Below are 24,059 nucleotides of genomic sequence, written 5' to 3' on the forward strand. Positions count from 1 at the left end.
GACGAACTACCCAGTGTCACCAAGGATGAAATCAGCCCAAACCGACCATCAGCGGGCTGCTGACCAGCAGAGTTCTGCTAATTCACTGGCATTGCCGTGACCACCAAGTCCGCAGCCGCGGCAGCACGGGCCACCGTGTACGGCTACCCCCGCCAGGGCCCGAACCGGGAACTGAAGAAGGCGATCGAAGGCTACTGGAAGGGCCGGGTCACCGCCGACGCCCTCCGCTCCACCGCCGCCGAACTGCGCCGCTCGAACTGGCACCGGCTCGCCGAGGCCGGCATCCACGAGGTGCCGACCGGTGACTTCTCGTACTACGACCACGTCCTGGACGCCTCCGTCGCGCTCGGCGCGATCCCCGAGCGCCACCGCTCCGCCGTCGAGGCCGACGCCCTGGACGGCTACTTCGCCATGGCGCGCGGCACCCAGGACATCGCGCCACTGGAAATGACGAAGTGGTTCGACACCAACTACCACTACCTCGTACCGGAGTTGGGGCCGGACGCGGTCTTCACGGCCGACTCGACGAAGCAGGTCGCGGAGCTGAGGGAGGCCCTGGCGCTGGGCCTGGCCGCCCGGCCGGTCCTGGTCGGCCCGGTCACCTATCTCCTGCTCGCCAAGCCCGCGCCCGGGGTCGCCGCGGACTTCGAGCCGCTCACCCTGCTCGATCGGCTGCTGCCGGTGTACGCGGAGATCCTGGCCGATCTGCGGGCGGCGGGCGCCGAGTGGGTTCAGCTGGACGAGCCGGCCCTCGTCCAGGACCGCACCCCGGCCGAGTTGAACGCCGCCGCGCGCGCCTACCGCGACCTCGGCGCCCGCACCGACCGGCCGAAGCTGCTGGTCGCTTCGTACTTCGACCGGCTCGGCGAGGCGCTGCCCGTGCTGGCCAAGGCGCCGGTCGAGGGGCTCGCGCTGGACTTCACGGGGTCCGCCGCCGCCAACCTGGGGGCGCTCGCCGCCGTCGGCGGTATGCCCGGCAAGCGGCTGGTGGCCGGGGTCGTCGACGGCCGCAACATCTGGGTCAACGACCTGTCGGCGTCGCTCGCCACGCTCGGCACTCTGCTGGGCCTGGCCGACCGGGTCGACGTCGCGCCCTCCTGCTCTCTCCTCCATGTGCCGCTGGACACGGCGGCGGAGCGGGAGATCGAGCCGCAGATCCTGCGCTGGCTCGCCTTCGCGCGGCAGAAGACCGCCGAGGTCGTCACGCTCGCCAAGGGCCTGTCCCACGGCACCGGCACGATCACCGCCGCACTCGCCGCCAACCGGGCCGACCTGGTCTCCCGCGCCGGATCCCCGATCACCCGCGATCCGGCCGTCCGGTCCCGTTCAGCGGCCGTAACCGAGGCGGACGCCCGCCGCTCACAGCCGTACGCCGAGCGGACCTTCGCCCAACGCGCCCACCTGAAGCTGCCGTTGCTGCCGACCACCACCATCGGCTCCTTCCCGCAGACCGGCGAACTGCGCACCGCCCGCGCCGATCTGCGGGCCGGCCGGATCGACGCGGCCGGCTACGAGGAGCGCGTCAAGGCCGAGATCCAGGAGGTCGTCTCCTTCCAGGAGAAGACCGGCATCGACGTCCTGGTGCACGGCGAGGCCGAACGCAACGACATGGTCCAGTACTTCGCCGAGCGGCTCACCGGCTACCTCGCCACGCAGCACGGCTGGGTCCAGTCCTACGGCACCCGGTACGTCCGCCCGCCGATCCTGGCCGGCGACATCTCCCGCCCCGAGCCGATGACGGTGCGCTGGACGACGTACGCCCAGTCCCTCACCTCCCGCCCCGTCAAGGGCATGCTCACCGGCCCGGTCACCATGCTCGCCTGGTCCTTCGTCCGCGACGACCAGCCGCTCGGCGAGACGGCCCGCCAGGTCGCCCTCGCGCTGCGTGACGAGGTGAGCGACCTTGAGGCGGCCGGGACCTCCGTCATCCAGGTCGACGAGCCCGCGCTGCGCGAGACGCTGCCGCTGCGCGCCGCCGACCGCGGCGCGTATCTAGCCTGGGCCACGGAGGCGTTCCGGCTCACCACCGGCGGTGCGCGGCCGGACACGCAGATCCACACGCACATGTGCTACGCCGAGTTCGGCGACATCGTCCAGGCCATCGACGATCTCGACGCCGACGTGATCAGCCTGGAGGCGGCCCGCTCCCATATGCAGGTCGCGCGCGAGCTCGCCGCCCAGGGCTATCCGCGCGAGGCCGGGCCGGGCGTGTACGACATCCACTCCCCGCGCGTGCCGAGCCCGCAGGAGGCGGCCGCACTGCTGCGCACCGGCCTCAGGGCGATCCCCGCCCAACGGCTGTGGGTCAACCCCGACTGCGGTCTGAAGACCCGCGGCTGGCCGGAGACCCGGGCCTCGCTGGAGAACCTGGTGGCGGCGGCCCGTACGGTACGGGACGAGCTGTCCGGGTCCTGATCCGCCCGACCGGCGCCGGGCCCTCACCGTTCGGACGGTGAGGGCCCATCCCGGCCGGGCGGCGGGCGGACGTGCCGGCAGACCAGGCAGCGAGAAGTCCGTCATGACCCCCAGCAGGAGGAGCCACCGCGTGACCAGCCGCGTCACCTTCATCTCTCCGGCGATGAACGCATCACTGCGCCAGGCCCGCTTCGACGACGGCCGGACCCCACTCGAAGACACCGGCGCGGCACGGGCTGCCGCCGCTGCCGGGGCCCTGCCCTCGGCCGCCCGTGTGGTCACCTCGCCGAGCTCGCGCTGCCGGGAGACGGCCGAGGCGCTCGGTCTGCACGGCCCGGCGGTATCTGAGCTGGCCGCGCTGGATGTGGGCCGCTGGCGGGGCCGCACGCTCGACGAGGTCGGCGCCGCCGAGCCCGAGTCGGTGGGACGCTGGCTCACCGACCCGGACTGCGCGCCGCACGGCGGTGAGTCGGTGCGGGGCCTGTGCGAACGGGTCACCCGCTGGCTGACGGCCGCGCAGGGCTTGGACGGCCGTACGCTCGCGGTGGTCGAGCCGGAGGTCGTTCGCGCGGCCGTCGTCCACGCGCTCGGCATGTCCGCGGCGGCCTTCTGGCGTCTTGACGTCCCCCCGCTGACGGCCACCGAGCTCAGCGGCCGGACCGGACGCTGGAACCTGCGGCTGGGGCGGCCCCTTGCCGCGCCGGACACCGACTAGGGACGACCGCCCGGGAGGGCCCCCGGACGGTTCCGCGGGCCCTCGCACGTGATCGCGTTCCGGTCAGCTGCGGGCAGCCACCGCCGGGGCCGAAGCCGCGGCGGCCGGCTTGGGATCGAGCAGTCGCTCGGCCAGCTCGCCGAAGAGGAGCCCGAAGCCCGTCCACAGCGTGACCTGCATGGCCAGCGCGGAGAGCCGGAACCGCCACAGCACGGTGGCCGGGAAGTCGCCCGGCACCTCGTTGACGGCCGGCAGGAACGCGTACGCCAGTCCGATCACGACGGCGAACGCGGCCACCGCGACGACGGTGGCGTACCAGGTGCCCAGCCGCGGGGCGAGCCGCTTGCCCAGGATGGTCGCGGCCACCGCGAGGAGGACGCTGAGCACCATCATCAGGAAGTACAAGGTGGTCCGCTTGCCGATGGTGTCGTGGTCGCCGACGGCGGGCGGGTTGGCCGGGTACTTCAGGAACGGCACGACGTAGACGGCGAGCAGCGCGCAGCCGGACAGCAGCAGCGCGGTGGCCCGCGGGGTGAAGCGGCCCACGCGGCCCAGGGCGAAGCAGTAGGCGAGGGCGGCGATGCCGCCGAAGGAGACGCCGTAGATCAGCACACCGGTGGCCAGGCCGGCGGTGGACTGAAGGCTGCGGGAGACGAGTTCGACCTCGTGCTCGTGCGCGGCGGCATGGGCCTCCTCGAAGCCGATCGCCTTGTCGACGTTCGGCTCACCGAGGAAGTAGGCCACGATCAGCGCGAGCACGCCCGCCCCGAGTCCGGCGAGCATGCCGCGGACGAGCAGGTTTCTCACGGTTGCGGAGTTCATGAGGGTGGCGGCTCCCCGACGTCAGTGGCAGGGGAAGCCGAGCAGGTGGCGGGCGTCGTGCACCCACTCGTGGACGTCCTCGCCGGAGACGACGGAGGTGGCGCCCTGCTCGGCGCCGACGAAGTACAGCAGGACCAGCATCAGGATGCCGAAGAAGACCGCCCACGGGACGATCGCGCCGATCGGCAGCTTGGCGGGGAGAGCGGGGGTGGCGGCGGTCGGCTGGGCGACATGCTGGGCCATGGCAGGGCCTCCTTAAGGGAGTTCGCGTCCCATCTCGGTGGTGCACATGACGACGGCTACGGGTCTGACTCGCGGCCCCCCTTCCCAGGGGCCGGCACACAGTGGCGCGACCGTGCCGGATTCCCACCGGCTTCCGTCCTGCCGTCGTCGATATCGCCACGACCGTACTACTCGACCAGGACATGACCAATGGCCGGCGGAGCTGCGGGACCCTGCTCTGACCGAACCTTTACCTGCGGCAAAAGCCGTGGAACGACTGTTCGCCTACCGCCTGGTGCGACCCGGAGACCCAGGTCACAATGCGGGAGAGGGCAAGGTCACAGCCGTGCCCTCTGCTGCTCCTTTGTCGATCTGACCTAGCATCCGAGCATGACGGTCCTGCCTGACGACGGGCTCTCGCTGGCCGCCGAGTTCCCTGACGCAACCCATGAGCAGTGGCAACACCTGGTGGAAGGTGTGCTGCGCAAGGCGGGCAAGGACGTCTCGGGCACGGCAGCGGAAGACGCCCTGTCCACCGCCCTGGAGGACGGGTTGCGCACCCGTCCTCTCTACAGCGCGCGCGACGCCGCGCCCGATGCCGGCCTGCCCGGGTTCGCCCCGTTCGTCCGCGGCGGCCGCGCCGAGGGCAACACGGCCGGCGGCTGGGACGTCCGGCAGCGGCACACGGCGCTCACGGACGGCGTGGTGCTCGCGGACCTGGAGAACGGCGTCACCTCGCTCTGGCTGGTCCTCGGCGAGGGCGGCATCCCGCTCCCGGAACTCGGCCGCGCCCTGGACGGCGTCTACCTCGACCTGGCCCCCGTCGTCCTGGACGCGGGCAGTGACGTGGAGCCCGCCGCGCGCGAGTTGCTGCGGCTGTACGAGGAGCGGGGCGTCGCCAAGGAGGTGGCGCGCGGCAATCTCGGCGCGGACCCGCTCGGCCATGAGGCCCGTACCGGTAAGTCCTCACCGTTCGCTCCCGTCGCCGCGCTGGCACGGCTGTGCGCCGAGGAGTACCCGGGGCTGCGGGCGCTGACGGTGGACGCGCTGCCGTACCACGAGGCCGGTGGCTCGGCAGCCCAGGAGCTGGGCGCCTCGCTGGCGACCGGCGTGGCCTATCTGCGCGAGCTCACCGAGGCGGGACTGACCGTCGAACAGGCCGGTACGCAGCTGGAGTTCCGGTACGCCGCCACCGCCGACCAGTTCCTGACCATCGCCAAGCTGCGCGCCGCGCGCCGGCTGTGGGCGCGGGTCACCGAGGTCTGCGGGACGCCGAGCGCGCAGGTGCAGCACGCCGTCACCTCGCCGGTGATGATGACGCGCCGCGACCCCTGGGTGAACATGCTGCGCACGACGGTCGCCACGCTGGCCGCCGGGGTCGGTGGCGCCGAATCGGTGACCGTGCTGCCCTTCGACCACGCGCTCGGCCTGCCGGACGCCTTCGCGCGGCGCATCGCCCGCAACACCTCGACCATCCTCATCGAGGAGTCGCATCTGGCCCGGGTGATCGACCCGGCGGGCGGCTCCTGGTACGTGGAGCGGCTCACCGACGAACTCGCCCACGCGGGCTGGGAGTTCTTCCAGCGCATCGAGCAGGCCGGCGGCCAGTCGGCAGCCCTGCGCTCGGGGCAGCTGCGCCAGGACCTCGCCGACACCTGGGAAGCGCGCACCGGCAAGCTCGCCAAGCGCCGCGAACCCGTCACCGGCGTCAGCGAGTTCCCGCATCTCGCCGAGCAGCCCGTGGAGCGCGAGCCCGCTCCCGAGCCCCCGTCCGGCGGCCTTCCGCGCGTCCGGCGCGACGAGGCGTACGAGGCCCTGCGCGCCCGCTCCGACGCCCACCTGGCAGCCACCGGCTCCCGGCCCCGGGTCTTCCTGGCCGCGCTCGGCCCCGCCGCCGCCCACACCGCGCGCCTCACCTTCGCCTCGAACCTGTTCCAGGCGGGCGGCATCGAGCCGGTCACCGAGGGCACCTTCGAGGAGAGCGGTGCGACGGAGGTGTGCCTGTGCTCCAGTGACGCCCTGTACGAGGAGCAGGCGGAGTCCGTGGCCGGGCGGTTGAAGGCGGCCGGCGCCTCGCATGTGTTCCTCGCCGGGCGGCCCGGGGACCACCCCGGTGTCGACAGTTATGTCTTCGCGGGCTGTGACGCCGTCGCGGTGCTGTCCGCCACCCTCGACCGCATGGGAGCGTCGTGATGGGAATCCCCGACTTCTCCGGGATCGAACTCGGGGAGCCGAGGACCGACGTCGGTGCCGACGAGTGGCGGAAGGCCGCCAAGAGCGACGGGGCCTTCTGGGAGACCCCCGAGGGCATCGCGGTCAAGCCGCTGTACACCGGCCGTGACCTGGAGGGCCTGGACTTCCTCGACACCTACCCGGGCATGGCCCCGTATCTGCGCGGCCCGTACCCGACGATGTACGTCAACCAGCCCTGGACGATCCGCCAGTACGCGGGCTTCTCCACCGCCGAGGAGTCCAACGCCTTCTACCGGCGCAACCTGGCGGCCGGCCAGAAGGGCCTGTCGGTCGCCTTCGACCTGCCCACGCACCGGGGTTACGACAGCGACCACCCGCGGGTGACGGGCGACGTCGGCATGGCGGGCGTGGCGATCGACTCGATCTACGACATGCGGCAGCTGTTCGACGGGATCCCGCTCGACAGGATGACCGTGTCGATGACGATGAACGGCGCCGTGCTGCCGGTGCTGGCGCTGTACATCGTGGCGGCGGAGGAACAGGGCGTACCGCCCGAGAAGTTGGCCGGGACCATCCAGAACGACATCCTCAAGGAGTTCATGGTCCGCAACACCTACATCTATCCGCCGAAGCCGTCGATGCGGATCATCTCCGACATCTTCGCCTTCACCTCGCAGCGGATGCCCCGCTACAACTCCATCTCCATCTCCGGCTACCACATCCAGGAGGCCGGTGCGACGGCCGACCTGGAGCTGGCGTACACGCTCGCGGACGGCGTGGAGTACATCCGCGCGGGACGCGAGGCCGGGCTGGACGTGGACGCGTTCGCGCCCCGGCTGTCGTTCTTCTGGGCGATCGGCATGAACTTCTTCATGGAGATCGCCAAGATGCGGGCGGCCCGCCTGCTGTGGGCGAAGCTGGTGAAGCAGTTCGACCCGCAGAACTCCAAGTCGCTGTCCCTGCGTACCCATTCGCAGACCTCGGGCTGGTCCCTGACCGCGCAGGACGTGTTCAACAACGTCACGCGTACATGTGTCGAGGCGATGGCCGCGACGCAGGGCCACACGCAGTCGCTGCACACCAACGCCCTGGACGAGGCGCTCGCGCTGCCCACCGACTTCTCCGCGCGCATCGCGCGCAACACCCAGCTGCTGATCCAGCAGGAGTCGGGCACGACCCGGGTCATCGACCCGTGGGGTGGCAGCGCCTACGTCGAGAAGCTGACGTACGACCTCGCCCGCCGCGCCTGGCAGCACATCCAGGAGGTCGAGCAGGCGGGCGGCATGGCCAAGGCCATCGACGCCGGCATCCCCAAGCTGCGCATCGAGGAGGCCGCGGCCCGCACCCAGGCCCGGATCGACTCCGGACGGCAGCCGGTCATCGGCGTCAACAAGTACCGCGTCGACAGCGACGAGCAGATCGACGTGCTCAAGGTCGACAACTCCTCCGTACGCGCCCAGCAGATCGAGAAGCTGCGGCGGCTGCGGGCGGAGCGGGACGAGACGGCCTGCCAGGACGCGCTGGACGCGCTCACCCGGGCCGCCGGGGGCGAGGGCAACCTGCTGGAGCTGGCGGTGAACGCCGCCCGCGCGAAGGCCACCGTCGGGGAGATCTCCGACGCCCTGGAGAAGGTGTACGGGCGGCACGCGAGCCAGATCCGTACCATCACCGGCGTGTACCGCAACGAAGCCGGGGAGTCGCCGTCCGTGGACCGCACCCGCACCCTCGTGTCCGACTTCGAGGAGGCCGAGGGCCGCCGCCCGCGCATCCTGGTCGCCAAGATGGGCCAGGACGGCCACGACCGCGGCCAGAAGGTGATCGCCACCGCCTTCGCCGACCTCGGCTTCGACGTGGACGTCGGCCCGCTGTTCCAGACCCCGGCCGAGGTGGCCCGTCAGGCCGTCGAGGCGGATGTGCACATCGTCGGGGTGTCGTCGCTGGCCGCCGGGCACCTGACCCTCGTACCGGCGCTGAAGGAGCAGCTGGCCGAGGAGGGCCGCGAGGACATCATGATCGTGGTCGGCGGTGTGATCCCGCCGCAGGACGTGCCCACGCTCCTTGAGATGGGCGCGGCGGCCGTCTTCCCGCCCGGGACGGTGATCCCGGACGCCGCGTACGACCTTGTGCGGCGGCTGGGGGCCGACCTCGGGCACGAGCTGTGATCGATCTCGACGCGTATGTGAAGGGTGTGCTCGACGGGAAGCGGGCGATCGTCGCGCGCGCCATCACGCTCGTCGAGTCCACCCGGCCCGGGCACCGGGTGCTGGCACAGCGGTTGCTGACCGAGCTGCTGCCGCACAGCGGGAAGGCGCGGCGGATCGGCGTGAGCGGGGTGCCGGGCGTCGGGAAGTCGACGTTCATCGACGCGTTCGGGACGATGCTCACCGCGCTCGGGCATCGCGTCGCGGTGCTCGCGGTGGACCCGTCGTCCAGCCGTACGGGCGGGTCGATCCTGGGCGACAAGACGCGCATGGAGCGTCTGGCCGTGGACCCGGCGGCGTTCATCCGCCCCTCCCCCACCGCCGGCACGCTGGGTGGTGTCGCCAAGGCCACCCGTGAGTCGATCGTGGTGATGGAGGCGGCCGGCTACGACGTGATCCTGGTGGAGACGGTCGGCGTCGGCCAGTCCGAGACCGCGGTCGCGAACATGGTCGACTCCTTCCTGCTGCTGACGCTGGCCCGCACCGGTGATCAGCTCCAGGGCATCAAGAAGGGTGTCCTGGAACTGGCCGATGTGCTCGCCGTCAACAAGGCGGACGGCCCGCACGAGCGCGACGCCCGTGCCGCCGCCCGGGAACTGGCGGGCGCCCTGCGCCTGATGCACGGCAAGGACGCCGCCTGGACCCCGCCCGTGCTGCACTGCAGCGGACGCGAGTCGATCGGTCTGGACACCGTCTGGGACCGCCTCGAACAGCACCGCACCCTGCTCGACTCCACCGGCCGGCTCGCCGCCAAGCGCCGTGACCAGCAGGTCGACTGGACCTGGACCATGGTCCGCGACGAGCTCCTGGGCCGCCTGAACGCCGATCCGGCGGTACGGGCTGTCGCGCCGGGGCTCGAACAGCAGGTCAGGGACGGCGAGTTGACGGCTACGCTGGCCGCCGAGCGAATCTTGACGGCGTTCGAGGGTGTGCGCGATCAGCAGGCCGAGGTGTCGGAGCTCCGGGGCGCCACGAGCCCCGACTCATAGGCGAACACCACCAGTTGGGCGCGGTCCCGCGCCCCCAGCTTGGTCATCGCCCGGCTGATGTGGGTCTTCGCCGTGAACGGGCTGATCACCATGTGCGCGGCTATCTCCTCGTTGGTCAGCCCGCGCGCCGCCAGCGCCGTCACCTCGCGTTCTCGGCGGGTCAGGCCCTCCAGGCCCGGTGCCGTGGCCCGGTCGGGCGGACGGGAGACGAACTCGCCGATCAGCGTGCGGGTCACCGACGGGGACAGCAGCGCCTCCCCGCGGGCCACCACCTCGATCGCCTGGAGCAGGTCGGCCGGTTCGGTGTCCTTCAGCAGGAAGCCGCTCGCGCCGGCCCGCAGCGCCTCGAAGACATACTCGTCATGGCCGTAGTTGGTGAGGATCACCACGCGGACCGCCGCCAGGGCCGGGTCGGCGGCGATGTGGCGGGTCGCCTCGATGCCCGTCATCACCGGCATCTGCACATCGATCAGCGCGATGTCGGGCACCTGCGCGCGGATCAGCTCCAGGCCCCGCTCACCGTCCGCCGCCTCGCCGACCACCTCGATGCAGTCCTCGGCGTCCAGCAGGGCCCGGAAGCCCGCCCGCATCAGCGCCTGGTCGTCGACGAGCGCCACCCTGATCACGTCGTCGGTCATCCCGCCTCCCCCAGCGGCAGCCGCGCCCGCACCGCGAATCCGCCCTCCTCGCGCGGGGCGGCGTCCAGGGTGCCGCCGAGGGCCGTGACACGTTCGCGCATGCCGGTCAGGCCGATGCCGGGGGCGGGTGGACAGGACGGGTCGGCGGTGCCGTCGTCCTCGACACGTATCGTCAAATCGCCCTCCCCATAGGCGAGTTGTACGCTCACCTTCGCCGGTCCCGCGTGCCGTGCCGCGTTTGTGAGGGCCTCCTGGACGATGCGGTACATGGCCCGGTCGACCGTCGCCGCGAGCGGCCGCTCGTTCCCCGTCACCGTCAGTTCGACCGCCAGCCCAGCGGCTTGCGCGCGCTCCACGAGCAGCGCGGGTGTGCCGGTCGCCTCGTCGGTGCGCAGCACCTCCAGCGTGGCGCGCAGTTCGCGCATGGCCTCGCCGCTCGCCTCCTGGATGGCGAGCAGCGCGGGCGGCACCTCCTCACCGCGCTTGCGGGCGAGGTGCACGGCGACGCCCGCCTGGAGCTTGACGATCGAGATGCTGTGGGTGAGGGAGTCGTGCAACTCCCGCGCTATGCGCAGTCGTTCCTCGCCCGCCCTGCGCAACGCCGCCTCCTCGCGGGTGCGTTCGGCCTCCAGCGCCCGCTGTTCGGTCTGGCGCAGATACGCCTGCCAGTTGCGGTCGGCGAGGCCGGTCACGACCGCGCACAGGAACCATCCGGCGAGCAGCAGCGTCTCGCGTACGACGTCCGAGGTCGCCGAGCCCGCCGCGACATAGCCGCCGAGGAAGACGCCGGCTGCCGCCGCCGCGGTGCCCCGGTGTCCTGTCCGCGCGGCCGTGTGCACGGCTCCGGCCACGGGAATGGCCAGGGTGGCGGCGGGCCCGGCGTGGAGGACTTCGGCGAGCAGACAGCCGGTGGTGATCGCGAGCACCACGCGCGGGGCGGTGCGGTGCGCGGCAAGCGCCAGCGAACCGGCCACGATCAGCGCCCAGTCGATGAGCCCGGCGCGGTCGTCCGCCACGGCGGCGAGCACGGTGATCGCTCCGACCACGACCGCGACGGCCACGTCGGCGAACCGCTCGCGTGTGATTCGATGCCCGCTCATGCCCGCACACTAGACCGCGCCACCGACAGCGACGTCAGCCCTGTGGACGGCTCCCGCACTACTCCCGGCGTAGTAGTGCGGGGCACGGCCCCGCCCCGCCGAAGCAGCCCCGACTCCGTTCGCCGGGACGACGACCCGCACCGCCCCGGCGGAGCAGGCTGCTACCCATGTCCACACCCTTCCGTTACACCGAACCCCTCCCGCCCAGGTCGGCCGTCGGCACCGTCGCCGAGGTGTACGCACAGATCGCCCTCGACTTCGGCATCGCCGAGCCGTCCACCTTCGTCGTCCTGTCCTGCGCACCCGAACTCCTCGCCCCCACCTGGTCGTTGCTGCGCGAGTCGCTCATCGCCGGGGCCGGCGGCCGGACCGACAAGGAGCTGGTGGCGCTCGGGGTGTCGCTCGCCAACAGGTGCCCGTTCTGCGTGGACGCGCACACCGTGCTGCTGCACGCCACCGGCGACCACGAGCTCGCCGAGCGGGTGGCGCGCGGGGAGTCCCCGCGGAGCGAGGAGCACGCGCGTCTGCTCGCCTGGGGACGGCACACACGCGTGCCCGGCGCCGCCCTGGAGCCGTACCCCTTCCCACGCGAGCACGCCCCCGCCCACCTCGGCACCGCGCTCGCCTTCCACTTCATCAACCGGATCGCGTCGGCCCTGCTGACCGAGAACCTCCTCCCGGCGGGCGCCCAGCGCTTCCGGCCGGTACGGAGCATCGCGGGCCGCGCCCTCTCCCGGACCGTGCGCCGCACCGCCCGCCCCGGCCAGTCCCTCCCGCTGCTCGACGCCATCGATCCCGGCGAGGCCCCCGCCTGGGCGGGCGGCACACCCGTCGGCCTCGCGTACGCGGCGCTGCTCAGGGCGGCCATGCGGGGCGCGGCCCTCCTCGACGCCGACGACCACGACCTGGTGGAGGCGGCCCTCCAGGACTGGGACGGCAGCCATCCGCCGCTCGCTCTGGAAGGGTTCCCGGACCGCCGGGAGCGTCCCGGGGCGCGGCTCGCGCTGCTGGCCGCACTCGCGCCGTACCGCATCACGGACGAGGACGTGGCCGCCTGGCGCCGGCCGGAGCACACCGACCACTGTCTGGTGCGTCTCGTCGCGTACGGCGCCTTCATCGCCGTGGACCGCATCGAAAGCGCACTTTCCGCCCAAATCATCCAGGAGGCCCTGTAATTCGCCCAGGACACCACGTAATCGCGGCCCTTCCGTAATGGCGTCAGCACGGAGCGAGTTGGCACTTTCGCCTCACAGGGAGTCATGTGACACTGGCGTCCCGTCCGCAGTGCGGACTCCCTCCGCACCATCCCCCACGAGAAGTGCGCCGTGCGTTCTCTTCCCTTGCCGCTCGCCCTCACCGCGCGTCTGTCGCCCGTCGTCGTGCTCGCCGCGGCCGGCTGGGCGCTGTCGTCCGGCCCCGCCGCGACGCCGGCCGCCGAGGACCGGACGGCAACGCAGAACACCGGCGGCGAGGACTCGCCCTCGGCTCCCGCGACGGCGGCCGCGTCGAAGACGTACTCCGCCGCTCCCGCGCCGTGCGAAGCCCTGAGCTCGAAGTCGATAGGCGACCTCGTTCCCGGCGCCAAGGCGGCCGGCAAGGAGATCCCGTCGACCGACAAGAACCTGCGCCGCACCTGTTCATGGAACGCGCTCAAGGGCTTCGAGTACCGCTGGCTCGACGTGTCCTTCGAGATCACGGCGTCGGACGAGGCCGCGGAGGCGTCCTACAAGGAGCGCGTGGCGAACAAGAGCGGCGGTGGCGAGGTCCCCGGTGTCGGCGACGCGGGCTACTCGGTCGTGAACCTCACCACCGAGGACAAGCAGCAGACCCGCGAGGGCACGGTGATGGTCCGCGCGTCCAACGCGCTGGTCTCCATCACCTACAGCGGAAGCGACTTCGAGTCGAAGAAGGCACCCGACACCGACGAGATCAACAAGGGTGCGATCAAGGCGGCCAAGGAGGCGGTCGCCGCGCTGGAGGACGGCCGGCAGAGCTGACCGTCCTCCCCGGTGGTCACCTCAGGCGTCCGCGCGTTCCTTGCGGCCGCCCATGAGCACCACGTACAGCACCAGCGAGGCGCCCACACCCACCGCCCAGCCGTAGTCGGCGAGCGGCTTGAGGAACGGGATCAGTCCGTCGACCGGGAACGGTCCGGTCTTCGCACCGTCGGCCCCCACGCCCGAGTACGAGCCGCCGACGGCGAGCACACCGCCGACCAGGAAGGCGGCGATCGCGCGCCAGTTCCAGCCGGACGCGTACCAGTAGCGCCCGCCGGGGGTGTACAGGTCGGCGACGTGCAGAACCGTGCGGCGGACGATCCAGTAGTCGGCGATCAGGATGCCCGCGACCGTGCCGAGCAGACCGCCGACCACGCCGAGCCAGGTGAAGATGTAGAACTCCGGGGTGGAGATCAGCTTCCACGGGAAGATCAGGACGCCGACGACGCCGGTGATCAGCGCGCCCGTACGGAAGTTGATGAGCTTCGGCGCCAGGTTCGCCAGGTCGTACGCCGGGGAGACGACGTTCGCCGCGATGTTCACGGAGATCGTGGCGACCAGCACCACGATGAGGGCGAAGAGCAGCCCGAAGACGCTGTCGGTCTTGGCGGCCAGGGTGACCGGGTCCCAGATGGCCTCGTCGTAGACGACCTCGGAGCCGGAGGTGACCAGGACGGCGAGGATCGCGAAGAGCGTCATGGTCGTGGGCAGACCGAGGGACTGCCCCCAGGTCTGCGCCTTCTGACTGGCCCCGAAGCGGGTGAAGTCAGGGATGTTGAGGGACAGAGTGGCCCAGAAACCGATCATTCCCATCAAGGACGGGAAGAAGACCGGCCAGAAGTCGGGGCCCCAGCCGAGCTTCGAGGGCTGGTCGAGCAGCGCGCCGAACCCGTCCGCCTTGACCGCGATCCAGACCAGCAGGACCAGCGCACCGACGATCACGAAGGGCGCGGCCCAGTTCTCGAAGTGCCGCAGGAAGTCCATGCCGCGGTAGATGATGGCGATCTGCACGGCCCAGAACAGGATGAAACAGAGCCACAGCGGCCAGGGATTGCCCGCGATCTTGCCGGCGTTCTCCCAGTGTCCCCCGGTGAGCTTGGACCCGAGGGCGAAGATGCCGCTGCCGCCGATCCAGGTCTGGATGCCGAACCAGCCGCAGGCCACGGCCGCCCGGATCATCGCCGGGATGTTGGCGCCGCGCAGCCCGAACGAGGCCCGCGCCAGCACCGGGAAGGGTATGCCGTACTTGGGCCCGGCGTGCCCGGTGGCCAGCATCGGCAGCAGCACGATGACATTGGCCAGGGCGATGGTGAAGACGGCCTGCTTCCAGTCCATGCCGAGCGCGACCAGGCCGGAGGCCAGGGTCCAGCTGGGGATGCAGTGGGCCATCGAGATCCACAGGGCGGCGAAGTTGTACGTCGTCCACTTGCGCTCGGCGACCGGGACGGGACGCAGATCCTCGTTGGCGAAGGGGCTGTCGGCGGGGAACGCCTCGGGGGCGAGCTCGATCCGGCCGCCGGCGTCGGCGGGCTGCGATATCGGCGACCCCGTGGGGACTGTTTCGGTCATGAGCAGGCCAATCGATCAGAACGGGACGGGAAAGGCCGTGCGGGGGCCTTGGGCCCTCCCCGGGACGGCGGGGAGGGGGAACAAGGGGTGGGGGGTCGGTGGAGCGGTGGTGGTACGGCCGAACTCGGTGGTGCCGGTCAGGAGTTGAACGCGGGGATGACCGACTTGCCGTACGCGTCGATCACCGCCTCCTGGGCGTCGTGCATGTCGTAGACGGCGAACTGGTCGACGCCCAGCTCACGCAGCGCGTTGAGCTTCTCGATGTGCTTCTCGACCGGGCCGATGAGGCAGAACCGGTCGACGATCTCGTCGGGCACGAAAGCGGTGTCGGGGTTGTCGGCACGTCCGTGGTGGGAGTAGTCGTACCCCTCGCGGGCCTTGATGTAGTCGGTGAGTTCGTCGGGTACGGCGGCGGAGTGCGCGCCGTACTTGGAGACGAGGTCGGCCACATGGTTGCCGACCATGCCGCCGAACCAGCGGCACTGCTCGCGCGCGTGGGCGAGTTGCTCCGGCGAGTCGTCCTCGGTGACGTACGCCGGGGCGGCGACGCAGATCTTCACCTCGGACGGGTCACGGCCGGCCGCGACCGCCGCGTCCTTCACGGCCTTGACCATGTACTCGGTCAGATAAAGGTCGGCGAGCTGGAGGATGAACCCGTCGGCCTCCTCACCGGTCATCTTCAGGGCCTTCGGGCCGTACGCCGCCATCCACACGGGGAGTTCGGCGCCCGGCTTGATCCACGGGAAGCTGACGACCGTACCGCCGCCCAGGTCGGCCTCCTGGCCGCTGCCGAGCGCCCGGATGACCTTCATGGCCTCGCTGATCCGGGCCAGTGTGTTGGGCTTGCGGCCCGCGACCCGCATCGCCGAGTCGCCGCGGCCGATGCCGCAGACCGTGCGGTTGCCGAACATGTCGTTGAGGGTGGCGAAGGTGGAGGCGGTGACCTCCCAGGTGCGGGTGCCCGGGTTGGTCACCATCGTGCCGACCGTCAGCTTCTGGGTGTTCGCCAGGATCTGGCTGTAGATGACGAACGGCTCCTGCCACAGCACGGCCGAGTCGAAGGTCCAGCCGTGGGTGAACCCGCTGCGTTCGGCGCGTTTCATCAGGCTGACGACCCGCGAGGCGGGCGGGTCGGTCTGCAGGACGAGTCCGAAGTCCATGTGCTCCGCTCCTAGTTGAGGTACTGACAGGTGGAGCGGGGCGTGTAGACACCGTGCCCGGCACGACCGGTGTACTCCCGCTCGGTGATGACGAGTTCGCCGCGCGAGAGGACCGTCTCGACCCGGCCGGTGGTCTGCTTGCCCTCGTACGCCGAGTAGTCGACGTTCATGTGGTGCGTGACGGCGGACATGACCTGCTCGGCCTGCGGGTCGTAGATCACGACGTCGGCGTCGGCACCGGGCGCGATGGTGCCCTTCTTCGGGTACATGCCGAACATGCGGGCCGGGGTCGCGCAGGCGATCTCGATCCAGCGGCGGCGCGAGATGCGGCCGTCGACGACGGCCTGGTGGAGCAGGTCCATCCGGTTCTCCACGCCCGGCAGACCGTTGGGGATCTTGGAGAAGTCGCCCCGGCCGAGCTCCTTCTGGCCCACGAAGCAGAAGGGACAGTGGTCGGTGGAGACGACCTGGAGGTCGTTCGTCCTGAGCCCCTTCCACAGCTGGGCCTGGTGCTCGCGCGGCCGCAGGGGCGTCGAGCACACGTACTTGGCGCCCTCGAAGTTGGGCTCGGCGAGGTTGTCGGTGGACAGGAACAGATACTGCGGGCAGGTCTCACCGAAGACGTTCAGGCCCTCGTCGCGCGCCCGCGCCAGCTCGGCCACTGCCTCCGTGGCCGAGACGTGCACGACGTACAGCGGAGCCCCGGCGACCTGGGCGAGCCGGATGGCCCGGTGGGTGGCCTCGGCCTCCAGCAGGGCCTTGCGCACCTCCCCGTGATAGCGCGGGTCGGTCTCCCCCCTCGCCAGCGCCTGCTCCACCAGTACGTCGATCGCGATGCCGTTCTCGGCGTGCATCATGATCAGGCCGCCGTTCTCGGCGGAGCGCTGCATGGCGCGCAGGATCTGGCCGTCGTCGGAGTAGAAGACGCCCGGATAGGCCATGAACTGCTTGAAGGAGGTCACCCCCTCCTCCACCAGCAGGTCCATCTCCTTGAGCGTCTCCTGGTTCACATCGGAGACGATCATGTGGAAGCCGTAGTCGATCGCGCAGTTGCCCTCGGCCTTGGCGTGCCAGGCGTCGAGGCCCTCGCGCAGTGAGTGGCCCTGGCTCTGCACGGCGAAGTCGACGATGGTGGTCGTACCGCCCCAGGCGGCGGCCCGGGTGCCGGTCTCGAAGGTGTCGGAGGCGAAGGTGCCGCCGAACGGCAGCTCCATATGGGTGTGGACGTCCACGCCGCCCGGGATGACGTACTTCCCGGTGGCGTCGATGGTCCGCTCGGCCGTCCAGGCCTCGGCGGCCGGGGTGCCGCTCGCGGCGAGGGCGGCGATACGGCCGTCCTCGATCAGGACGTCGGCGTGCATCTCGTCGGACGCGGTGATGACGAGACCGCCGCGGATGACGGTACGGCTGGTCATGGTCCCTCTCCTCGCAGAGTGACTCGCAGGGTGGACGGTGCGATCAGGGTGCCGTCAGTGGCGTGTACGCCCCCGGTGCCCGGTCGCGGTAGAACTGCCAGCGGTCGCGGACCTCGCGGAGTTTGGCCAGGTCCAGGTCGCGGACGACGAGTTCGGTCTCCTTGTCGCTCGCCACCTCCCCGACGAACTGGGCCTCCGGGTCCACGAAGTACGTGGTGCCGTAGAAGTCGTTGTCGCCGAGGTCCTCCACACCGACCCGGTTGATCGCGCCCACGAAGTACTCGTTGGCTACGGCCGCGGCCGGCTGCTCCAGCTGCCACAGATAGCGGGAGAGCCCGCGGGAGGTGGCCGAGGGGTTGAACACGATCTCGGCGCCGCCCAGGCCCAACGCCCGCCAGCCCTCCGGGAAGTGACGGTCGTAGCAGATGTACACGCCGATCTTCCCGACGGCCGTCTCGAAGACGGGCCAGCCGCTGTTGCCGGGACGGAAGTAGAACTTCTCCCAGAACCCCTGCACTTGGGGGATATGGGTCTTGCGGTACTTGCCGAGGTAGGAGCCGTCCGCGTCGATCACGGCGGCGGTGTTGTACAGGACACCCGGCTGCTCCTCCTCGTACATCGGCAGCACGAGGACGATGCCCAGCTCCTTGGCGAGTGCCTGGAAGCGGCGGACGGTCGGGCCCTCGGGGATCTGCTCGGCGTACTCGTAGAACGCCTTGTCCTGCACCTGGCAGAAGTACGGCCCGTAGAACAGCTCCTGGAAGCACAGCACTTGAGCACCCTGCGCGGCCGCGTCGCGGGCCGCCTGCTCGTGCACCTGGATCATCGATTCCTTGTCGCCGGTCCAGGCGGTCTGGAAGAGGGCGGCACGGATCACTTTGCTCATCGGGACCTCCGGTCGCTCGGTGTGCGAGGAGCCTAGGAAGTCCTGAACATCGGTTTGAGTTGCACGGTGTCACGTCTGCGGGCGTGCGGCGTGTCACGGTGTCACCCTGTCGTGGTCCCATGTTTCACCGCCGTTTTCCCAGGTCGTGCCAGGTTTCAGCTTTGTTGCGCGTCGTGCGCGAGGAGTGCGATGTGCACGGATGCGGCCTGTTCGAAGTCGTCGAGGTCCACACCGAGCCGCGTCTGTATCGCCTCCAGGCGGCGGTAGAGCGCGGGCCGCGAGACATGGTGGAGCTGGGCGGTGCGGGACTTGTTCCGGCCGGTCGCGAGATACGTCCGCAGCACGGCCAGCATGTCCTCGTCCGCCGCGCACAGCAGCCCGTCCAGCTCTCGCTCCGCGAACGACTGGACCTGCGGGTCGTCGCGCAGCAACCGGATCAGGCCGCGCAGATGCACGTCCTTGAGGCGGACGACGGCCGGGAGGTCGAGGGCGGCCGAGGAGTCGGCGACGGCATCGGCGACGTGCTGGGCCTCACGCAGCCCGGCGGGCACGTCGTCCCAGGCGGTACGGGCGTCCGCGGCGGCCACGACGGTCCGGGCGCCCGCCGACTCGGTACGTACCCGGCCCGCGAAGTTGGCGGCGAGCACCACGGCGTCCTGGTCCCGGGCGAGGCTGAGCAGCACCGCGGTGGCCCCGTCGGCGAGCTCGGCGACGATCCCGGACAGCCCCAGCATCCGCAGCACCCGCTCCAGTCGGTCCGCCTCGCCGTCCCGCACGACCAGCGGCACAAAGGTGCGCCGGTTGACCGGCAGTCCGGCGGCCCGCGCGCGAGGCAGCAGTTGCCTCGCCGGTACGACCCCGCTGACCAGGTCCGTCAGCAGGCTCTGCGCGGACTGCTCCTCCCACGTGTGCGCGGAGCTGCCGCCGAGCATGCGGTGCAGGACCAGGGCCTCGGCCGCGCGCTCGGCGAGCAGCCGTCCGGTGGCGGTGTCGCCGCGGTGCCCGCACAGCATGATCTGGCCCCAGCGCTCACCGCGTCCGCCCAGTTCGGCGCGGATCCAGCCGTCGCCCTCGCTGCCGCCGGCCTGCCGGGCGATGCGCTCCCAGTCACGCAGCACGTCGTCCACGGCCGACCGCTCCCCCGCCGTGGCGAGGACGCGGTGGGCGAGGTTGGTGACGACGACGGGGCAGGCACTGTGCGAGGCGACCTCGTCGAGCAGGCGTTGCAGCGGGGCGCCCGCGGTGATGAGTCCGGTCAGGGCGGTCCGTACGGACTCCGAGAGGCTGACCGCGGCGAACTTCCGCCGGACGAGGCGGGACTGGACCTCCTCGGTCAGTTCGGCGAAGGGGAACGGGCGGTGCAGGACGACCATGGGCAGCCCGCACCGCTCGGCCGCCCGGCGCATCACCTCCGGCGGGGCGGGGAACGCCCGGCCGAGACCCAGCACGACGGCCGCGGCCTCGGCCCGGTACAGGGACCGGATGTACTCGGCCTGCTTGTCCTCGTCGCCGGCGAGCAGCACCCCGGTGGTGAGCACCATCTCGCCGCCGCTGAGCATCACCCCGACGTCCGGTGCCTCGGCGACATGCACCCAGCGCACCGGCCGGTCGAGCTGGCCGGCGCCGGCCACCACCTCGGGCTCACCGGCCAGCACCCGCTCCAGGGTGAGGACCTGCCGGACCGACAGAGCGGGTTCCAGGGGCTCCGGGGTGGTGGTCATGGGGTGTTCCCTTGCTCAGGTACTCACTTGGGTCTGCTAGATGCTCCTCAGAGCGTTCTCGAGGATCGCGGCGCCTTCCTCGGCCTCCGCGACGGTGAGGGACAGCGGCGGGGCGATGCGCAGGGAGGTGGTGTCGTGGCCACCGCCCTTGCCGATGAGGAGGCCGCCCGCGCGGGCCGCCTCCAGCACGGCGGACGCGGCGGCGGGGTCGGCCTCGTCGGTGCCGGGCCTGGTGAGCTCGATGCCCAGCATCAGGCCCCGGCCGCGCACCTCCCTCACATGCGGCACCTGCGCCGCGACGGCCCGCAGCCGCTCCAGGAGCAGCCCGCCGACGCGCCGGGCGTTGCCCTGGAGGTCGTGTTCCAGCAGGTAGGACAGGTTGGCGAGGCCGGCCGCCATGGTGATCTGGGTGCCGCCGAAGGTCGAGATGCTGTTGGAGTCCAGGCAGTTCATGATCTCGGCGCGGGCGACGACCCCGCCGATGGACATGCCGTTGCCGATGCCCTTGGCGAAGGTCAGTATGTCCGGCGGTCCGGAGCGGCCGTGCGCCTGCCAGCCCCAGAAGTGGTCGCCGGTGCGGCCCCAGCCGGTCTGCACCTCGTCGGCGATCCACAGGATGCCTCGCTCGGCGAGCACCTCGCGGAAGGCGGCGTACAACCCGTCCGGGCCCGAGGTGAAGCCGCCGACACCCTGGATGGGCTCGGCGATGAGGGCGGCCGGCGGGCGGGTGTGGCCGAGGAGGTCCTTGAGGTCGTCGACGCAGGCCGCGATGAAGTCGGCGTCGCTGAGATCGGCGTACGGCCCTCGGGTGCGAACGCCGCCGTGGACGTACAGCGTCTGCAGCGGCGACAGCGAGGTGGGCGACCAGCCGCGGTTGCCGGTGATGCCGACCGCGCTGAAGGAGCGGCCGTGGTAGCTGTTGCGCATCGCGAGGACCGTGTTGCTCTGCCGGTAGGTCGTCGCGAGCAGCAGGGCGGTGTCGTTGGCCTCGGTGCCGGAGGTGGTGAAGAACACCCGGGCGTCCGGGATTCCGCTCAACTGGGCGATGCGCTCGGCGAGTTCGACCATGGGCCGGTTGAGGTACAGGGTGGAGGAGTGGATGATCCGCCCGGCCTGCTCGCTCACCGCCTTGGTGACCTCGGGCAGCGCGTGCGCGGTCATCGTGGTGAGGATGCCGCCGAAGAAGTCGAGGTACCGCCTGCCCTCGGCGTCCCAGACGTGCCGGCCCTCCCCGTGGGTGATCTCCAGCGGCTCCTCGTAGTAGAGGGCGAGCCAGTCCGGCATGACGGCTCGGTGGCGTCCCATCAGGTCCTTGGTCACGGCTGCACCAGTCCTTCATAGGCGTCGGGGCGGCGGTCGCGGTAGAAGGCCCACTGCTGCCGCACTTCGTCGATCAGGTCGAAGTCGAGGTCGCGCACGACGAGCTCCTCTTCCTTGTCGCTGGCGGTCTCCCCCACGAACTGCCCGCGCGGGTCGACGAAGTACGACGTCCCGTAGAAGTCGTTGTCCCCGTACTCCTCGACGCCGACCCGGTTGATCGCGGCGACGAAGAACTCGTTGGCGACGGCGGCGGCCGGCTGCTCCAGTCGCCAGAGGTAAGAGGAGAGCCCGCGGTGCGTGGCCGACGGGTTGTAGACCAACTGGGCGCCGTTCAGACCCAGTTGCCGCCAGCCCTCCGGGAAGTGACGGTCGTAGCAGATGTAGACGCCCACCTTGCCGACGGCGGTCTCGAAGACGGGCCAGCCGATGTTGCCGGGCTTGAAGTAGTACTTCTCCCAGAAGCCCTTGACCTGCGGGATGTGGTGCTTGCGGTACTTGCCGAGGAAGGTGCCGTCGGAGTCGATCACCGCGGCGGTGTTGTAGTAGAAGCCGGACTGCTCGACCTCGAAGACGGGCACGACGATCACCATGCCGGTCTCCCTGGCCAGCTCCTGCATGCGACGCGTGGTCGGCCCGTCGGGTACCGGCTCGGCCCAGCGGTAGTGCTCCGGGTCCTGGACCTGACAGAAGTAGGGAGCGTTGAAGACTTCCTGGAAGCCGATGATCTTGGCGCCCTGCCGGGCCGCCTCGCGTGCGTGCTCCTCGTGTTTCGCCACCATGGACTCGGTGTCGCCGGTCCAGGTGGCCTGGACCAGAGCGGCGCGTACGACGTTGGCCATGAGCTGCTCCTTCGACGGGACGTCAGAGCCTCTACGCCCGTAGAGGGGGGCCGTAGAGGCTCGAAAGTAAGCCCCTGGAACAGCCTTGCCAAGACCATCGTCGTTAACCCGCTGAGTCGATCAGGTTTCACCCTCCTGTGGGTGATGGATGGGGCCGGTGGGAGGGGTGCGACGCGTGGTGCGGGCGGGTGTCAGGCACTGAAGCCGGCGACCCGGAGGGCGTGGACGAGATCCCACTGACACTCGTCGGAGACGCCCTGGGCGGCCGCCAGCAGGAGCGGTACGAGTGTCCTCGGGTCGGCCGCGGCACTGCGGGCGGCCTCCTCCGGGGTGCGGACACGGACGTACGCGTTCAGCAGCGCCCGGACCTCACGGCCCCGTCGCTCGCCGGCCAGCCCCAGCACGGCCTGCCCTATCTCGGAGGCGGGCCGCAGCACGCCCTGCCGCAGGATCCGCTCCCCGTCCTCGGCACGCCCCGCCGCGGTCAGCGCGTCGGCGGCGGCGACCAGCTGCTCGGCGGGCAGCGAGGCGGCCTCCCACAGCAGGGTCGCCCAGTCCGCCCCGAGCCCGGCGCGCTGCATCTCGGCGGCGAGCAGCGGAAGGCGTACGGCGGGCCAGTGCGCGGCCTCGACGAGCAGTACGTGCGCCTCGCCGCTGCGCCCTTCGGCCCGCAGCCGTACCAGCGCCTCGACGGTGCCGACGGTCTCCTGTCGGTCCGTGGGGTCCATCGCCGCGGCCGGCGACTGCCGTTCCGGGGTGCCGGACGCCTCTTCGGCGGCCCCGGCGAACCGGGCCCCGCGCGGGGTGCGGCGGGCGGTGACGGTCTCAGCGGGGAGCGTCGGCAGGACGGGCTCGGCGGTCGGCGGTACGACGACGGGGGCGGCCTCCTCCTCGACGATGCCGGCGAAACGGGCACTGCCTCGGCGGCGCTTGCGCTGTTTCGGCGTGGCGGCCGGTTCGGGGACGGCGCCGGGCGACGCGGGGTCGGCGGCGGGGTTCGCCGTATGCCACTGGACGGCGTCCTCCGAGGACTCCGTCCGTTCCTGGGGCCGACCCGCCGCCTCGGGCGCCGTCCGCCCCTCCCCCTGGTGCGACCCGCCCGGGAATCCGCTGCCATGGGAGCCCGTCCAGCCTGGCCTCGTACCGTCCGTCCCGGTCGTGTCCACCACGGGCCCGTCGCTCCCGAACGCACCGCCCTCGAAGCCGCTCGCCGTGAACTCGTCGCCCCCGAACCGCCCGTCGTCGACGCCGAAAACTGCCGCGTCGCCCATCCGGCCCCGCCGCATCGCGTACCCCCGGGCACCCGCCGCCCGGCGGTCCAGGTCGGCCATCCGGGAGCGGAGCTCGGCGCACCGCGCGGTCGCCCGTTCGTGGTCGTCGCCGGCCCAGGCGAGGTCGAGGCGGATGGTGTCGACCTCCTCCCGGCCGGCCGCGGCGGCGAGCGACCGGCCCAGCTGGGCCTGCCGTTCGGCGGCGTACCGCTGTTCGCGGAGCATGACGTCGAGGCGGTCGCCGAGGGCGTCACGACCGCCGGGACGGGCGTCGTAGGCGGCGAGGGCGGCGGTGTGCAGGGCGCGGGCGCGTTCCGTCTCGGGGCCGGTGCCGCCGGGGCCGTACTGGGCGGAGAGGTCGTGCAGCAGGGACTCCACGACGTCCCAGGGCGGCACCTCACGTCCGTCGAGGCAGGCCCGCATGCCTTCCGGGTCGCGTTGCCAGAACACCCCGCACCAGCCGGCGCCCTGATCCAGGCGCGCCATGAGGCCGTCCAGGTAGTTCATGAACTCCCGCACCCGATCCGGGAGTTGATCCACTGACATCTCAACTCCCGCCAGACCGGAGCACTCCGGTCCATTAGGC

Annotated in this window: 19 protein-coding genes; 7 read left to right on the plus strand and 12 right to left on the minus strand. The window is 71.4% G+C overall.

Translation table 11 applies throughout. The features are described from left to right. Window positions 1-96 precede the first annotated feature (96 nt). Window positions 97-2,415, plus strand: a complete 2,319-nt coding sequence (gene metE / locus ACZ7NC_RS29795) for a 5-methyltetrahydropteroyltriglutamate--homocysteine S-methyltransferase (RefSeq protein WP_471492585.1) — start codon at window positions 97-99, stop codon at window positions 2,413-2,415. Between the two features lie 130 nt (window positions 2,416-2,545). Then, window positions 2,546-3,130, plus strand: coding sequence for a histidine phosphatase family protein (locus ACZ7NC_RS29800; protein WP_471492586.1), 585 nt, complete (start codon window positions 2,546-2,548; stop codon window positions 3,128-3,130). Window positions 3,131-3,193: 63 nt separating this feature from the next. Here the strand turns inward: ACZ7NC_RS29800 and ACZ7NC_RS29805 are convergent, their stop codons facing one another. Together ACZ7NC_RS29805 and ACZ7NC_RS29810 are read right to left on the minus strand one after the other, a co-directional pair. Further along, window positions 3,194-3,952, minus strand: coding sequence for a CbtA family protein (locus tag ACZ7NC_RS29805; protein WP_471492587.1), 759 nt, complete (start codon window positions 3,950-3,952; stop codon window positions 3,194-3,196). 21 nt (window positions 3,953-3,973) lie between these two features. After that, on the minus strand, window positions 3,974-4,195 hold the full coding sequence (locus ACZ7NC_RS29810) for a CbtB domain-containing protein (protein ID WP_471492588.1): 222 nt from the start codon (window positions 4,193-4,195) through the stop codon (window positions 3,974-3,976). A gap of 369 nt (window positions 4,196-4,564) precedes the next feature. Here ACZ7NC_RS29810 and ACZ7NC_RS29815 point away from each other — a divergent pair, with 369 nt between their 5' ends. The 3 genes from ACZ7NC_RS29815 to meaB are packed head-to-tail and all read left to right on the plus strand — an operon-like array spanning window position 4,565 to window position 9,557. After that, entirely contained in the window at window positions 4,565-6,367 is a 1,803-nt protein-coding gene (locus ACZ7NC_RS29815; RefSeq protein WP_471492589.1) for a methylmalonyl-CoA mutase family protein, read from the plus strand. After that, a complete protein-coding gene (gene scpA, locus ACZ7NC_RS29820) occupies window positions 6,367-8,529 on the plus strand; it encodes a methylmalonyl-CoA mutase (RefSeq protein ID WP_471492590.1) in 2,163 nt (720 codons plus the stop codon). The genes ACZ7NC_RS29815 and scpA overlap by 1 nt, the downstream gene beginning before the upstream one ends. Beyond that, window positions 8,526-9,557, plus strand: a complete 1,032-nt coding sequence (gene meaB / locus ACZ7NC_RS29825) for a methylmalonyl Co-A mutase-associated GTPase MeaB (protein ID WP_471492591.1) — start codon at window positions 8,526-8,528, stop codon at window positions 9,555-9,557. Before scpA ends, meaB begins: the two co-directional genes overlap by 4 nt. On the opposite strand, the gene ACZ7NC_RS29830 is transcribed toward meaB, so the two are convergent. Beyond that, entirely contained in the window at window positions 9,506-10,195 is a 690-nt protein-coding gene (locus tag ACZ7NC_RS29830) for a response regulator (RefSeq protein WP_471492592.1), read from the minus strand. The two genes, meaB and ACZ7NC_RS29830, sit on opposite strands and share 52 nt — an antisense overlap. Continuing rightward, entirely contained in the window at window positions 10,192-11,295 is a 1,104-nt protein-coding gene (locus ACZ7NC_RS29835; protein WP_471492593.1) for a sensor histidine kinase, read from the minus strand. The genes ACZ7NC_RS29830 and ACZ7NC_RS29835 overlap by 4 nt, the downstream gene beginning before the upstream one ends. 167 nt (window positions 11,296-11,462) lie before the next feature. Here ACZ7NC_RS29835 and ACZ7NC_RS29840 point away from each other — a divergent pair, with 167 nt between their 5' ends. Continuing rightward, the gene (locus ACZ7NC_RS29840; protein WP_471492594.1) at window positions 11,463-12,470 is read left to right on the plus strand and encodes a carboxymuconolactone decarboxylase family protein; all 1,008 of its coding nucleotides are present in this window, start codon (window positions 11,463-11,465) and stop codon (window positions 12,468-12,470) included. Window positions 12,471-12,620: 150 nt separating this feature from the next. Beyond that, window positions 12,621-13,292, plus strand: coding sequence for a hypothetical protein (locus ACZ7NC_RS29845; RefSeq protein WP_471492595.1), 672 nt, complete (start codon window positions 12,621-12,623; stop codon window positions 13,290-13,292). 21 nt (window positions 13,293-13,313) lie between these two features. Here ACZ7NC_RS29845 and ACZ7NC_RS29850 read toward each other — a convergent pair whose 3' ends face one another. The 8 genes from ACZ7NC_RS29850 to ACZ7NC_RS29885 all read right to left on the minus strand — a co-directional run bounded on the left by ACZ7NC_RS29850 (window position 13,314) and on the right by ACZ7NC_RS29885 (window position 24,019). Continuing rightward, a complete protein-coding gene (locus ACZ7NC_RS29850) occupies window positions 13,314-14,861 on the minus strand; it encodes an NCS1 family nucleobase:cation symporter-1 (protein ID WP_471492596.1) in 1,548 nt (515 codons plus the stop codon). Window positions 14,862-14,998: 137 nt separating this feature from the next. Continuing rightward, entirely contained in the window at window positions 14,999-16,021 is a 1,023-nt protein-coding gene (locus ACZ7NC_RS29855; RefSeq protein ID WP_471492597.1) for a TIGR03842 family LLM class F420-dependent oxidoreductase, read from the minus strand. A gap of 11 nt (window positions 16,022-16,032) precedes the next feature. Further along, window positions 16,033-17,436 carry a dihydropyrimidinase gene (gene hydA, locus ACZ7NC_RS29860; RefSeq protein ID WP_471492598.1) on the minus strand — a complete coding sequence of 468 codons (1,404 nt, stop codon included), beginning with the start codon at window positions 17,434-17,436 and terminating at the stop codon, window positions 16,033-16,035. A gap of 43 nt (window positions 17,437-17,479) precedes the next feature. Continuing rightward, window positions 17,480-18,322, minus strand: a complete 843-nt coding sequence (locus ACZ7NC_RS29865; protein ID WP_471492599.1) for a nitrilase-related carbon-nitrogen hydrolase — start codon at window positions 18,320-18,322, stop codon at window positions 17,480-17,482. Window positions 18,323-18,477: 155 nt separating this feature from the next. After that, complete coding sequence (locus ACZ7NC_RS29870) at window positions 18,478-20,043, minus strand: PucR family transcriptional regulator (protein WP_471492600.1); 1,566 nt, start codon at window positions 20,041-20,043, stop codon at window positions 18,478-18,480. A gap of 36 nt (window positions 20,044-20,079) precedes the next feature. Continuing rightward, entirely contained in the window at window positions 20,080-21,363 is a 1,284-nt protein-coding gene (locus tag ACZ7NC_RS29875; RefSeq protein ID WP_471492601.1) for an aspartate aminotransferase family protein, read from the minus strand. Further along, entirely contained in the window at window positions 21,360-22,202 is an 843-nt protein-coding gene (locus tag ACZ7NC_RS29880; RefSeq protein WP_471492602.1) for a nitrilase-related carbon-nitrogen hydrolase, read from the minus strand. The genes ACZ7NC_RS29875 and ACZ7NC_RS29880 overlap by 4 nt, the downstream gene beginning before the upstream one ends. Window positions 22,203-22,393: 191 nt before the next feature. Beyond that, window positions 22,394-24,019 (minus strand): hypothetical protein, encoded by a 1,626-nt coding sequence (locus ACZ7NC_RS29885; RefSeq protein WP_471492603.1) that lies wholly within the window; start codon window positions 24,017-24,019, stop codon window positions 22,394-22,396. Window positions 24,020-24,059 lie beyond the last annotated feature (40 nt).

The sequence above is a fragment of the Streptomyces sp. NPDC111802 genome, from assembly GCF_055634335.1.

Bases quoted from the DNA above. Each gene is read 5' to 3' on its own strand.
- ACZ7NC_RS29805 (WP_471492587.1), bottom strand. From the start codon at position 3,952: ATGAACTCCGCAACCGTGAGAAACCTGCTCGTCCGCGGCATGCTCGCC.
- ACZ7NC_RS29810 (WP_471492588.1), bottom strand. From the start codon at position 4,195: ATGGCCCAGCATGTCGCCCAGCCGACCGCCGCCACCCCCGCTCTCCCC.
- ACZ7NC_RS29815 (WP_471492589.1), top strand. From the start codon at position 4,565: ATGACGGTCCTGCCTGACGACGGGCTCTCGCTGGCCGCCGAGTTCCCT.
- scpA (WP_471492590.1), top strand. From the start codon at position 6,367: ATGGGAATCCCCGACTTCTCCGGGATCGAACTCGGGGAGCCGAGGACC.
- ACZ7NC_RS29830 (WP_471492592.1), bottom strand. From the start codon at position 10,195: ATGACCGACGACGTGATCAGGGTGGCGCTCGTCGACGACCAGGCGCTG.
- ACZ7NC_RS29835 (WP_471492593.1), bottom strand. From the start codon at position 11,295: ATGAGCGGGCATCGAATCACACGCGAGCGGTTCGCCGACGTGGCCGTC.
- ACZ7NC_RS29840 (WP_471492594.1), top strand. From the start codon at position 11,463: ATGTCCACACCCTTCCGTTACACCGAACCCCTCCCGCCCAGGTCGGCC.
- ACZ7NC_RS29850 (WP_471492596.1), bottom strand. From the start codon at position 14,861: ATGACCGAAACAGTCCCCACGGGGTCGCCGATATCGCAGCCCGCCGAC.
- ACZ7NC_RS29855 (WP_471492597.1), bottom strand. From the start codon at position 16,021: ATGGACTTCGGACTCGTCCTGCAGACCGACCCGCCCGCCTCGCGGGTC.
- hydA (WP_471492598.1), bottom strand. From the start codon at position 17,436: ATGACCAGCCGTACCGTCATCCGCGGCGGTCTCGTCATCACCGCGTCC.
- ACZ7NC_RS29865 (WP_471492599.1), bottom strand. From the start codon at position 18,322: ATGAGCAAAGTGATCCGTGCCGCCCTCTTCCAGACCGCCTGGACCGGC.
- ACZ7NC_RS29870 (WP_471492600.1), bottom strand. From the start codon at position 20,043: ATGACCACCACCCCGGAGCCCCTGGAACCCGCTCTGTCGGTCCGGCAG.
- ACZ7NC_RS29880 (WP_471492602.1), bottom strand. From the start codon at position 22,202: ATGGCCAACGTCGTACGCGCCGCTCTGGTCCAGGCCACCTGGACCGGC.
- ACZ7NC_RS29885 (WP_471492603.1), bottom strand. From the start codon at position 24,019: ATGTCAGTGGATCAACTCCCGGATCGGGTGCGGGAGTTCATGAACTAC.